Annotated in this window: 11 protein-coding genes and 1 pseudogene; 11 read left to right on the forward strand and 1 reads right to left on the reverse strand. The window is 43.3% G+C overall.

What is annotated here, in order from left to right:
• Positions 1 to 159: 159 nt before the first annotated feature.
• The 8 genes from pheS to ACYQ4S_RS08570 all read left to right on the forward strand — a co-directional run bounded on the left by pheS (position 160) and on the right by ACYQ4S_RS08570 (position 9914).
• Positions 160 to 1206 carry a phenylalanine--tRNA ligase subunit alpha gene (gene pheS / locus ACYQ4S_RS08535; protein WP_346024350.1) on the forward strand — a complete coding sequence of 349 codons (1047 nt, stop codon included), beginning with the start codon at positions 160 to 162 and terminating at the stop codon, positions 1204 to 1206.
• A gap of 6 nt (positions 1207 to 1212) precedes the next feature.
• On the forward strand, positions 1213 to 3627 hold the full coding sequence (gene pheT / locus ACYQ4S_RS08540) for a phenylalanine--tRNA ligase subunit beta (protein ID WP_459770586.1): 2415 nt from the start codon (positions 1213 to 1215) through the stop codon (positions 3625 to 3627).
• Positions 3628 to 3838: 211 nt separating this feature from the next.
• Positions 3839 to 4093: a cell division protein ZapA gene (locus ACYQ4S_RS08545; RefSeq protein WP_091482258.1), complete on the forward strand. Its 255-nt coding sequence runs from the start codon at positions 3839 to 3841 to the stop codon at positions 4091 to 4093.
• Positions 4094 to 4134: 41 nt separating this feature from the next.
• A complete protein-coding gene (locus tag ACYQ4S_RS08550) occupies positions 4135 to 4695 on the forward strand; it encodes a CvpA family protein (RefSeq protein WP_091266287.1) in 561 nt (186 codons plus the stop codon).
• A 131-nt stretch (positions 4696 to 4826) separates the two neighbouring features.
• On the forward strand, positions 4827 to 7196 hold the full coding sequence (locus ACYQ4S_RS08555; RefSeq protein WP_459770589.1) for an endonuclease MutS2: 2370 nt from the start codon (positions 4827 to 4829) through the stop codon (positions 7194 to 7196).
• A gap of 106 nt (positions 7197 to 7302) precedes the next feature.
• On the forward strand, positions 7303 to 7614 hold the full coding sequence (gene trxA / locus ACYQ4S_RS08560) for a thioredoxin (protein WP_459770591.1): 312 nt from the start codon (positions 7303 to 7305) through the stop codon (positions 7612 to 7614).
• A 438-nt stretch (positions 7615 to 8052) separates the two neighbouring features.
• Complete coding sequence (locus tag ACYQ4S_RS08565) at positions 8053 to 8334, forward strand: hypothetical protein (protein ID WP_459770593.1); 282 nt, start codon at positions 8053 to 8055, stop codon at positions 8332 to 8334.
• 116 nt (positions 8335 to 8450) lie between these two features.
• Entirely contained in the window at positions 8451 to 9914 is a 1464-nt protein-coding gene (locus ACYQ4S_RS08570; protein ID WP_459770594.1) for an FAD/NAD(P)-binding protein, read from the forward strand.
• 71 nt (positions 9915 to 9985) lie between these two features.
• Here the strand turns inward: ACYQ4S_RS08570 and ACYQ4S_RS08575 are convergent, their stop codons facing one another.
• Complete coding sequence (locus ACYQ4S_RS08575) at positions 9986 to 10411, reverse strand: YslB family protein (protein WP_346024344.1); 426 nt, start codon at positions 10409 to 10411, stop codon at positions 9986 to 9988.
• A gap of 259 nt (positions 10412 to 10670) precedes the next feature.
• On the opposite strand from ACYQ4S_RS08575, the pseudogene racE reads away from it, so the two are divergent.
• From racE to cbpB, 3 genes and pseudogenes are all read left to right on the forward strand, one after another.
• A pseudogene (gene racE, locus ACYQ4S_RS08580) lies at positions 10671 to 12098 on the forward strand (glutamate racemase).
• A 13-nt stretch (positions 12099 to 12111) separates the two neighbouring features.
• Positions 12112 to 12633: a metallophosphoesterase gene (locus ACYQ4S_RS08585; RefSeq protein ID WP_346024343.1), complete on the forward strand. Its 522-nt coding sequence runs from the start codon at positions 12112 to 12114 to the stop codon at positions 12631 to 12633.
• A gap of 175 nt (positions 12634 to 12808) precedes the next feature.
• A complete protein-coding gene (gene cbpB / locus ACYQ4S_RS08590) occupies positions 12809 to 13327 on the forward strand; it encodes a cyclic-di-AMP-binding protein CbpB (protein ID WP_459770596.1) in 519 nt (172 codons plus the stop codon).
• Positions 13328 to 13463 lie beyond the last annotated feature (136 nt).

The raw sequence follows: 13463 nt of genomic DNA on the forward strand, positions 1-13463 counted from the left end.
TAAAAGATTTAATACTACTGTATGAACGTTAGAGATATTCAAGTTATTGAACCGCCGTATACGAGAACCGTACGTACGGTGGTGTGAGAGGTCGACTAGTCAATTAATGACTAGTCTCCTACTCGATTATGTTAAATAATTTATTGAAGGAGTATGAAGATGGGAATTGAAGAACAATTAACAGGTGTACTGGCTAGAGCAGTCACTGACATCGATTCAGCTGATTCTGTAAAGGAAATAGAAGCGATCCGTGTCAGCTATTTAGGGAAAAAAGGGGAAATAACGAGTATTCTTAAAGGAATGAAAGATGTTTCGCCGCAGCAGCGACCAGTTATCGGTAAGAAAGCGAATGAAGTTAGAGACGAACTGACTGCCGTGCTTACTCAGAAAAAGGAACGCCTTGAAAAAGAATCATTACAGAAACAGCTAGAAGCAGAAACAATCGATGTGACGCTTCCAGGTAGACAGGTGAAAAAGGGGCAGACACACGTGCTTACTCAGATCATGGAAGATATAGAGGATCTGTTTCTAGGTATGGGTTATCAGATTATTGAAGGAAACGAAGTGGAGTCTGATTACTATAACTTCGAACGGGTCAACCTGCCTCAGAATCACCCGGCCCGAGATATGCAGGATACGTTCTACATCACGCCGGATGTGCTGTTGCGTACACATACTTCACCAATTCAGGCGCGTACGCTTGAGAATCACGACTTTTCAGAAGGGCCTCTGAAAATGATCAGCCCTGGTAAGGTGTACCGAAGAGATACGGATGATGCGACGCACTCTCATCAGTTCCACCAGATCGAAGGGATGGTCATCGATGAGAATATCACTATGGCCGATCTGAAAGGGACCCTGGAACTGCTGGCTAAGAAAATGTTCGGCGAAGAACGAGAAATCAGATTGCGACCAAGTTACTTCCCGTTCACAGAGCCTTCTGTTGAAGTGGATGTGAGCTGCTTTAAATGTGGCGGTGAAGGATGTAACGTCTGCAAGAAAACCGGCTGGATCGAAATCCTGGGTGCCGGTATGACTCATCCGAATGTGCTGGAAATGTCTGGCGTGGATTCATCTAAATACGGTGGCTTTGCCTTTGGTTTAGGGCCAGACCGTATTGCCATGCTTAAATATGGAGTGGATGATATCCGTCACTTCTATTTGAACGACCAGCGTTTCTTAACACAATTCAAGAGGAAAGGGTAGAATAACATGAAAGTATCTTATAACTGGCTGAATGAATCACTGGACCTGTCAGGGGTCTCTCCTCGTGATCTGGCAGAACAGATCACACTAACTGGGATCGAAGTCGACAGTGTGAGTGAACCGGCCAATGAACTGAAAAATATCGTCGTCGGTCATGTGCTGACTGCTGAACGTATGGCAGATTCCGATCACCTGAACGTAACTGTAGTAGAAGTCGGACAGGACGAACCGATACAGATCGTCTGCGGCGCACCGAATGTAAAGGCCGGACAAAAAGTCATTGTCGCCTTGCCGGGCGCACGTCTGGTGAATGGATTGAAGATCAAGAAAAGCAAGCTGAGAGGAGTCGTCTCAAATGGGATGATCTGTTCGCTTGAAGAACTGGGATTTTCTGACTCAGTGATTCCTAAAAATTCTGAGGATGGTATTTATGTGCTTCCGGAAGACGCTCAAATTGGAGAAGATGCCCTGCCGTATCTTGGTCTGAATGATGCATTCATCGAACTGGATATCACACCGAACAGGGCCGATGCCTTGAGTATGAGAGGTGTCGCTTATGAAGCTGGAGCGATCCTTGAACAGACACCCAAGTTTACTGGAGTCAATCTGAGCGAAGACCCGACGGATTCTGTAGATGAATATGTCAATGTGTCAGTAGAGAACAGTGAAGACAACCCGATCTATAAAATGCGAGTTATCAAGGACCTTGTTGTAACTGAAAGTCCCTTGTGGCTGCAGCGCAAACTCATGCATGCAGGCATCCGTCCGATCGATGCAGTAGTCGATGTGACAAACTACATCATGCTTGAATATGGTCAGCCTCTTCACGCCTTCGACTATGATGCATTGAACTCAAAAGACATCCTGGTCAGACGTGCCAGAGGATCTGAAACTCTAGTCACATTGGATGGACAAGAGAGAAAGTTGTCCTCAGACAATCTCGTCATCACTAATGGAGCAGATCCGGTTGCTCTTGCAGGAGTCATGGGTGGAGAAAATACACATGTCACCGGAGAAACAAAAACTGTTGCACTGGAATCAGCTGTATTCGAATCCAGCCTAATCCGTAAGACTGCACAGGCACTGAACTTGAGAAGTGAATCCAGTTCACGGTTTGAAAAAGGCCTGAACAAAGAAACAGTGCAGGATGCGCTGGACCATGCGGCGGCTCTCATTGCCTCATTAGGTAAGGGGCAGGTCGTATCCGGTACGGCAGAAGTTGTCTCGGAAGAACCTGCTTATCAGACTGTAACGACTACTCTAAATAAAATAAATGGCTCTCTTGGTACTGACTTGACGGTTGGCGAAGTTGAAAATATCTTTAGCCGACTGGGTTTCGAAAACAGAGTGACTGTGGATGAAATCAGTGTAACGGTTCCTCCAAGACGCTGGGACATCAGTATTGAAGCGGATCTTCTTGAAGAAGTGGCCCGTATTTACGGCTACAATCAGATCCCTTCTACCTTGCCTCGCAGTGAATCAGTACCGGGAGAACTGACTCATGCCCAGAAGCTGACTCGTTTCACCCGGCATTATATGGAAGGTTGCGGACTGGGGCAGGCAATCAGCTATGCATTGACTACTACAGAAAAAGCAGCAGCCTTCTCATTGGAGGAGAGCGCACCAGTAGAACTCGACTGGCCGATGAGCGAAGAGCATAAAGCCTTGAGACAAAGTCTTTTGAGTGGCCTGCTCGACAATGTTCAGTATAACGTCGCCCGTCAGACAAAGAATGTGGCCTTGTTTGAAATTGGACGCATTTTTACCCGACAGGAAAAAGACTTGCCGAAAGAAACGACTCATGTGGCAGGCGTCATGACAGGCTCATTAGTGGAGAACAGCTGGCAGGAAACTGAAACACGTGTCGATTACTTTGCGGTCAAAGGCATCGTGGAAGAGTGGCTCGATACTCTCGGCGTTATTGAAGGCATTTCCTTCGTCCCTTTTAAAGAATTGCCTGAACTGCACCCAGGGCGTACCGCTAAAGTATTATGGAACGGTCGGTACATCGGAGTTATTGGACAGCTGCACCCTCAGCTTGCTCAGGACCGTGATTTGAATGATACTGTTGTTTTTGAATTGAATATGGAACCATTCCTTGCGAATGAACAGGACACTTTGTCCTATGAATCGATTCCCAAATACCCTGGGACATCCAGAGATATTGCTTTTGTCGTAGATGAATCCGTTCTTCACGCAGAAGTCATGAATGTGATGACAGAGGTAGGAGGCAAATGGCTTCGTTCAATCCGCCTGTTCGATCTATATCAGGGAGACAATATCGAAGCAGGCAAGAAATCTCTAGCTTATACCTTGTCTTATCTGAATCCGGAAGCGACCTTGAAAGAAGAAGAAGTCAACTCAGACTTCGAAAAAGTGAAACAGGCACTGGTCGAGCGAGTCCAGGCTGACATTCGTTAAATCGACTTTTAGTTGAGCAATAAATAGGTAAATGCTGCCGATTACCTCTCACATTAAAGACGCAGGGTCTTTAATTGAGAAGGGAAAGGCAGCATTTTTGTTTAGTGTCAGAAGAAGAGCTCGAAATTTCAGAAATGACGGTCGATATAATGCATAAATCATGGATTCATGTTATTATAAGAAAGAATTTGCGAAGCGAGGAGGCTTTTTCATGCCGGAGGGAAAGCGACGTTATAAAGCAACCATTGACGGAGAGAGCTACACTATCGTTGGACCTAAATCACAGGAACACATGAAAACCGTAGCTGAAACAGTGGATGAACAGATGAAGCAGTTAAAAGAACTCACAAAGGGTTTAAGTAACGAAAAGCGTGCGATCCTGCTTGCAATCAATGCTGTATCTGACCAGCTGACTATGCGCAAAGAACTGGAAGACATCAAGAAAAAACTGGAACACTTAGAGTAAAAGCAGAATCGGCTTCTGTTGTTTCAGACAAGGAGACAATTATGATATTAACGTTTATTATTTTATTTATACTACTGCTGTCCCTGTACAGCGGAGCCAGACGGGGACTCGTCCTTCAGCTGGTGCTGACTATCGGGTATGCTTTATCATTCTGGTTTGCATTGACCTACTATCAGCAGCTCAGTGGCTTTGCTGAAATGATGATTCCCTATCCGACACCTACGTCGACATCGGCCAATCCATTCGTTTTATACAGCATGGATCTCCTGTTCAATCTTGACGGGGCTTTCTATAAAGGGATTTCATTTATCCTCATCCTGTTTGCAGGCTGGCTGGTGACAAGACTGATCGGCGGGTTGTTCAATTTCCTGGCGGACATCCCAGTTGTCAGAACCCTCAACGCTATTGGAGGAGCACTGATCAGTTTTGTGGTCCACTACATCGGGCTGTTTCTAGTACTGTTCGTCCTATCGACCGTACCACTGCCGATCATTCAGAACCAGTTTGAAGCAAGCAATGTGGCGCGAAATATTGTAACGACGACACCGGAATTATCCGGACAGTTTTACGAATGGTGGGTCATAGAAGGACTTGAAGAATAGACATGTATAAATGGAGGATGGATCGAAGGAGACAGTATGAGGCTCTGGAGGCCATCCTTTTTTGTCCGAAGACTTAAAAGAAAATTAGTAAGGCTCCCGCTATAAGTGGGAACAATAAGGAGAGAAAATGAATGAAGACAGTTCAGGCATCCTTTAAAAAACTGGAATTTGAAAAAGTTATACAGCAGTTATCCGAATATACCGTTTCTTCATTAGGAAGGGAACGATCGCGTCAGCTGCATCCAATAACAGACAGTAAAGAAATCACTGCAAAGCTTGAAGAAACGGAAGACGCCGTCTTGCTTCTGAGACTAAAAGGAGGAATGCCGCTTGCAGCCTATGAAGATATTCGTCCTCACCTCAACCGGGTGCGGATACAGGGAACGCTCAATGGTCTGGAACTAGCGCAGATCGGTCGAATACTGAAAACAATTCGTGAAATAAAAACATTCTTTTCTAAAGCACAGGAAGAAGCGGTCCCTTTAAAACAGCTGTATGAGAAAGTCAGTGGGCTGTATACCTTTGCTAAACTTGAGCGGACTATATTTTCTGTAGTCGATGAAGGGGGATATGTGCTGGACGATGCCAGTTCCAAGCTTAAAGGACTCAGACAAGGCATCAAGCAGACGGAAAGCCGTACCCGCCAGAAGTTGGAAAGCATAGTCAGAGGCCCCCAAGCCCGTTTTCTGACTGACGCTATTATTACAATGAGAAATGACCGATATGTGATTCCAGTCAAACAGGAAAACAGAAATACATTTGGAGGGGTAATCCACGACCAGAGTTCAACGGGACAGACACTCTTTATAGAGCCGCAAAGCGTGGTCGATCTGAACAACCAGTTAAGACAGTATCAGGTGGCTGAAAGGAATGAGATCGACCGTATTCTCAAAGAAGTGACGGAAGAAATCGACCCATACAGAGAAGCTATCTCGGCTCAACTGAACAGTCTAGTCGAGCTGGATGTCATTCAGGCCAAAGGTCGTTATGCCCAGGCTACCAAAGCAGTGAAACCTGATGTGTCAGAAGACAATCACGTTGCGTTGATAAAGGCACGTCATCCTCTTCTGAATGAAGGGGAAGTTGTAGCAAATGACATCATTATTGGTGAAGACTACAAGACGATGATCGTTACCGGACCAAATACCGGCGGAAAAACAGTGGTTCTTAAAACCTTAGGTCTCCTGCAGCTGATGGGCCAGTCGGGGCTCTTCCTGCCAGTTGAAGAAGACAGTACAATGGGGATCTTCTCCAGTGTGCTCGCTGATATTGGAGATGAGCAGTCGATCGAGCAGAGTCTGTCAACATTCTCATCACATCTGACTAATATCGTATCGATTCTTGAACAAATCGATGAGAAAAGTCTGGTTCTTCTGGATGAACTTGGAGCGGGGACCGATCCTCAGGAAGGGGCGGCGCTGGCCATTGCGCTTCTTGATGCTATCGCTCAGAGAGGCAGTTTTGTTATGATCACCTCCCATTATCCTGAACTGAAAGCATATGGATACAACCGCCCGGAAACGATCAATGCCAGCATGGAGTTTGATGTAGATACACTCAGCCCGACCTATCGCCTGCTTATAGGGATACCTGGACGCAGTAATGCTTTTGAGATTGCCAAACGTCTTGGACTGGATGACATGATCATTGATTCTGCCAGACAGCTGATGAGTGGAGAAAGCCAGAGTGTAGACCAGATGATCCAGGATCTGGAGACAAGACGAAATGAAGCCGAACAGCAGGCTGACAAGGCAAGAAAAGACTTGAAACAGGCTCAGGCACTTCATAGGGAATTGAAGACTGCCTTCGAAGACTATCAGAATGAAAAAGACAGGCTGAAGAAAAAAGCAGAAAAAGAAGCCAATGCTATTGTTGACAAGGCGAGAGAAGAGTCTGAACGAATCATTAAGGAGCTGAGACAGCGTCAGCTTGACGGCGGTCAGCAAGGTAATCTGAAAGAACATGAACTGATCGATGCCCAGTCAAGATTGTCCGGACTGAGAAAAGAAGAAGAGACGCTTAAGAAAAATAAAGTTCTTCAGAAGCAGAAGCAGAAAAAGACACTTAAAGTAGGCGATTCTGTATCCGTTCAGTCTTTCGGACAGAAAGGCACGATCATTGAAAAAGCTGATGGGAAGCATTGGGTCGTGCAGATGGGGATGCTGAAAATGAAATTGCCTGAAGCCGATCTTATTCAGATCGAAGATGAGAAGGAAGCGGACCGCCGGGTGTCAGTCAAAAGGACCTCATCATCCGGTGTGTCGACTGAAATCGATGTACGCGGCGAACGTGTGGAAGAAGCAGTCAATCGCGTGGATCAATACATTGACCAGGCTCTACTTGCCAACTACCCTAAAGTGACTGTCATTCATGGTATGGGGACAGGCGCAGTCAGAAAAGGTGTGCATCAATATCTTAAAAAACACTCTCAAGTCAAAACTTACGAAGATGCTCCGGCAAATCAGGGCGGAAGTGGTGCCACAATCGTGACCTTTAAATAATCAGATTCAAAAGCTAGACAAGGGTACTAAATTTTGCTATACTGACAATGGATTAAGGGGCTTACTTTTAATAAGTGAGTTCAGTAAACTTATAGGAGGTTCAATAATGGTTAGAGAATTAACAGATCAGAACTTTGAACAGGAAACAAATTCAGGATTGGCTTTAGTCGACTTCTGGGCAACATGGTGTGGGCCTTGTCGTATGCAGTCACCGGTCATCGACGAGCTGAACGAAGAATCCGACGGCAGTGTGGACTACTTCAAAATGGACGTTGATGCAAACCAGGCGACACCAAGCAAGTTTGGTATCATGAGTATTCCAACACTTCTTGTAATTAAAGACGGAGAAGTCGTAGATAAGCTGATCGGTTACCACAGCAAAGAACAGATCGAAGAAACGCTGGCTAAACACAAATAATCATCAGTTCGACAAACATTCCGCTGCCTTAATATAGGGTGGCGGAATTTTTATGTTCAGACCCTGAAAAGTGGATTAGAATAGTTACAATACCTAAGTTATGCACTACACTGGTAATTCACGAAAAAATACAATCTTGTCATATAACCTTAATGTAATTATGTTTAAATAGTTAAAAGCGTTCTCTTGAAAGATATCAAAAGATAGTCCAAAATAGTAGACAGAATCTGTAATGATTTAAGTGTATAAATGTGAATGCTTTATGACATTTCAATGGATATAATCGGTAATAGACCGAAAGAGCCTATCATTCTAATGAAGACTATTATAGAATAGTGGTGTAACAGGATTAAATAACAGTCCAGATCTGAACATTCAATCTTTTCTACAACCCCTGTGGATCATTTATACATATTTTTCAGTTTGGAGAGTGGTCACATGTCACAGAATGAACAATGTCAAACTGTGCTGACAACAACGATTCAGTACAAGTATATAATTGAATGTAAAGATAAATCAGTGGAACTCCAGGTAGAGGACCGCGATGTCTTTTATAATGCAGACGATGAACTTGATTGTCCATTGGATGTTGTTCTTCGTAAAAATGCCTACTCTTTCAATGACTTGATGAGCTGGGATGCCCGTGAGATACGATTTATTAAAATGGTTGATAATGAAACGACGGTTATCAACAGTGTGCCATTAAATGTCAATTTATAACAGTAAAGTGTTTATCTTTTCTTTTAAAGAGGAATAGGGTGGCACTTTTTTTATGCCTAGAAACTAGATTATCTGTTAAAATGAAGGGAGTACGATTAAGTTTTAGGAGGACAAGAATGAAAGTAGCTATCGTAGGAATGGGTGTAGCAGGTATCAGCATTATAAGAGAAATGAATAGGCAGTTTTCGTCAGAAGAACGAGCTGGTCTGGAACTTCTTCTCTATACCCGGTCTGATCAGTTCGGAACAGGCTTTCCTTACCGGTCAGATGATGAAAGTCTGCTGATCAATCAGTACACAGAAACGATGACGATTGATCCGAATAATCCGGACGATTTTTTGGACTGGATTAAAGAAAATAAATCAGCCGAAACGGTTTACCATTCTCATCTTCCGCGAAGCTGGTTCGGAGAGTATTTAAAAGAGAGGATGAGCATCTGGCTAGAGACTTTGAATTACACGGTGATATACGAAGACGTACAGAATATTGAAAAGCTGGATGAGGATATCTATAGAATCGTGACAGAAAAGACCAGACAGCGGGTTGAAATGGTCCATCTGACAGCCGGACACCTAGCTTATCAAGACCCGTACCAGCTGATCGGGACACCAGGGTATATCTACGATCCATATCCCGCTGACAAGCAATTAATGATGTCGGTTGAACAGAAAAAAATCGCTCTGATCGGAACAGGGCTTACTGCTCTGGACGCCTTGCTGTTTTTGAGAAAAGAATACCCACTTTCTGAAATTACATTTTACTCAAGAGACGGTTTATTTTCATCAGTGAGGGGGAATGAGCCCTCAGTCACGATGCATTACTTCTGCCCTGATAAAGTAAGCGATCTGATTGCCGGCGGAAAACAGATCACACTCTCTCTTGTTAAAGACTGGTTTTTAAAAGAAATGGATGAGCATGGCATCGATACAGAATGGATATGGAAGAATTTAGGCAAAGGAACGATGCGGGGAATGGCCATGGACCTGACGTATACAGATGCATTGGGGCAATTCCAGTCGCTGATCCGACACATGAGAAAATGTTACCCTATCATCTGGATCAATCTGCCGGACAAAGATAAAGATGAATTTATACAGACTTACGGAAAGCAGTGGCAGCGATTCAAAGCGCCATTGCCTCAAAAAACTGCCACTTATTTAATCAAGCATCTCTACAAAGAGGATATTAAAGTAGTAAAAGATTTGAAAAAGATAACGAAAAAGAATTCAGAGTTTGAGCTGGAAACGGAGCAGGGAGACATGAGTTATGCAGATGTTGTAGTCAACTGTACGGGACAGGATACCGACTTGAAACGTTCATTAAGCCTGCAGCAGCCCCTGATCAGGAATCTTGTAAGCAGCGGCATAATCGTCCCTTACCAATATGGTGGAATTCAAATTGATTATCCCAGCATGAGCGTAATAGATGCTTCCGGAAACTGCCTTCAACGGTTCAAGGCATATGGTCAGATTGTCTCAGGTGTGCAGTTCGGAAACAATAACGTTGAACTGGTCAGTATGAGTGCCGCTAGTGGAGTAAATTCAATGAAATTATGTCTGCAGAAAAAGGCAGATACATAAGCAATAGTGAGCAACAGTTCACTAAACTGTCGGTCAAATACGATTGCTAAACTATCTGCCTTCTTACACTTTTAGTCCACAGATTCTTTTCTGTCAGCTTGAAGAATAATTTCTACAACCTTCTTCTTTCTGACGATATTGAATGATCCTTCAGTATAGGTTTCTGTGTAAGTCTGTATGGCCTGTGCCAGAAAACCTGTTTCCAGAGAAAAATCAGCATCCGTATGCTCACTTAGTCTTGAATGAACAATCTCACCGTGAAGCTGGAAAAGATAAGATGATTTCTTCTGTTCCAGAAGCGTCAAGGTGCCAAAAGAAGCTTCTTTTACAGCGGAGATGATGTCTTCCAGGCTGGTAAAGGTATGGCTTCTGGCGAGCTCTTTTCCGGCCCAGTATAATATCTCAGACTGGTCTTCTTTCAGAAGATTAGGAAGCAGTGAATCTCTAAGAAGTAAAATGCCTTGATGCGGGGGATGCTGGTTTGTGTTACTAGTCATTCTTTCACCTCGATCAATAGTAGATAATTATAAAAAATAAATTGAATGATGTCCGTTTTGACTCCTGACTTCTATAATGGGAGCGACAAGTCTTTATATTTATAGCCGGATTCTTTATAATTATATAGAGACCGGAACATCTGTTACTATTTTACAGTGTTTGTGTTCTGGATTCTAGTCAGATCGATAAAGTCTGTCAATTATTAACTAAATTTATGACATCAGTGTTTGTGATGTCTGAAAGTAAAGGTTGTTATGTATGTCAAATAGACCCATAGGGTTACTGGATTCTGGAATTGGAGGTCTGACCGTTTTAAAAGCTGTCAAGCATCTGCTTCCTGATGAATCATTCATCTATATCGGAGACAGTGCCAGAAATCCTTACGGTAACCGCACAGAAAAAGAAATTATCAAGTATACGGAAGAACTTGTGAATTTTTTACTGCTTCATGATGTAAAAATGATCGTCATAGCCTGCAACACTGCCACAGCATTAACACTTACTCTCCTGAAAGAAAAACTTAGTATCCCGGTAATCGGCGTCATCAGTGCCGGAAGCAGAGAAGCAGCCCGACTATCTGAAACAGGGCACATAGGAGTGCTCGCAACTCAGAGTACAGTAGACTCGCAGTTCTATTCAGAGTCGATTGCAAGAGAAAGAAAAGCTGTAGAGGTTACCAGCCTGGCCTGCCCAGAATTTGTCGATCTTGTGGAAGCAAATCAGCACACTGGTCCAGATGCAGAACAGGTCGTAGCTGAAAAGCTGGCACCTCTGAAAATACAGACTATAGATACGCTGATATTAGGCTGCACACATTTTCCGCTCCTGTCCGACTATATACAGAAAGTGATGGGCGAAGAAGTCAAGCTGATTGATTCCGGAGCATTGACTGCAGAATCAATCAGAGATGTTCTTAAAGAGGAACAACTCGAAGCGGAAGCAGACCACCAGTCTCCGATGATGAAAATATTCACGACTGGAGATGCAGAACTGTTCAGAGTAATCGCAGCTGAATGGATGGAGAATGATTCACTGGAAATAGCACATATATCATTAGAAGGATTGATTTAAGTGAATGAACTGACCAAGACAATAGTGATCGCAACAAGGAATAAAGGAAAAACTAAAGAATTTGAAGCTTTATTCAATAAGAAGGGCTATGCCGTACAAACACTTCTCGACTACCCCGAGGTATCGGATATTGAAGAAACAGGAATTACCTTTCAAGAAAATGCCCTGCTTAAAGCAGAAACGATAGCTGAACAGTTTGAGACGCTTGTGCTTGCGGACGATTCCGGCTTGAAAGTAAAAGCTCTTCATGGTCAGCCGGGAGTCTATTCGGCACGTTACGCTGGAGAAGAGAAGAATGATGCAAAAAACAACGCTAAACTGCTGAATGAGCTTGCAGATGTCAAAGATGAAGACCGGACAGCTGTCTTCCACTGTTCACTTGCTCTTGCGATGCCAGGCAAAAACTCTCTGGTAGTCGATGGGGAAGTAGCCGGGAAAATAATGGGTGTCCCACGAGGAGAAAACGGATTCGGTTATGATCCTCTGTTCTATCTGGAGGACAAGAAAAAGACCATGGCAGAACTGACTGAGGAGGAAAAAAATAAAATCAGTCATAGGGCAGTGGCACTGGAAAATTTGGAAAATGTTTTCGACTACTGGCTTCAAAACCAATGAGGAGGAAAGCTCAATGAGAATAATCTGCGTCAGTGATAATCATGGCAATACCTACTATATGGAAGAACTTCTTTCGATTTATCAGGAAGAAGCCGATGAGTGGATACACTGCGGGGACTCAGAACTACTTGAAACCCATCCGTTGTGGCAGAATTTCAAAACAGTTAAAGGGAATATGGATATAGCAGAAGGCTTTAAATCTGAACGAGTGGAGGAACTGGAAGGGGACCGCTTCCTGATTGTCCACGGACATCGCCATGGCGTGAAGCGGTCCTATAATGAGCTGAAGACACGTGCACTAGAAGAGAACTGTCAGTTCGCCTTTTACGGACATACCCATATCCCGAAAGTTGAAGAAGAAGACGGCATCTTTTTCATAAATCCCGGAAGCATTGCCCAGCCCAGAGACCGAGAGATAGGCACATATCTGATCATGGATTTGGATAAAGACAATCACCAGGTCTCGTTCACATACTATGACCGTGATCATAATGAAGTTAAAGAACTGACTAAATCATTTAATCTCACTGACTGATCAGGATTCTCATCATATTGCCATTATTATAATGACTTAATCCATCATATTCTAGCTTAAGGTAAACACGTGTAAAATTATTCTAAGAAAATTCACCTTATACACCTTTTTAGTTGGGATAATATATCAGAAAGGGTAAAATATATGAGAAGACTGGATACGAGGAGTGAATAAATTGATAGGTGAGAAAATAAAATCATTACTTATTTCTAGTGAAAGGTCCCTTGTCAAACCTGCAGAAGAAGTTGCTGTCGTAGGTTTAAAGAACAGACTGAATCACGCCTTACTTATTTTAACATCTGATAAATATGCAGTTGTTCCCGTTCTTGATGATGAATCAAAAATGTGTGGGCTAATATCCATGCCCACAATATTTCAGGCAATCATGAATATCGAAGATGTCGAATTTGAGAAATTGGGAGAAATTGAAGTAAGAGAAGTAATGGATACAGACTATCCTGTGGTGAAAGAAGACTTTGAACTGGAAGAGGTTCTTCATGCCTTAGTCAATCATGCCTTCATCACCGTAGTAGATGACAATAATTATTTCAAAGGCATCATCACCCGCAGTGAAATACTCAAAGGTACCAATCGAATTGCCCATGAGTTTGAAAAGCTGTATGATGTCAGAGCAAAAACTCCGGAAAAGCTAGGCCGGGATGAAGAAGTGAAGAAAGAGTCAGTTCTCAAATAATTTATAGGAGGGGCTGGGAAAAAACTCCCCTAAAATGAATAAATCCCTCGACCGATTTTGAGAAAAAAATGGTCGAGGGATGTTTCTTTTTTAAAGACAAAATGAGCCCCACCGGCTATAATTGAAGTACCAACAG

The sequence above is a fragment of the Alkalibacterium sp. s-m-28 genome, from assembly GCF_054658175.1.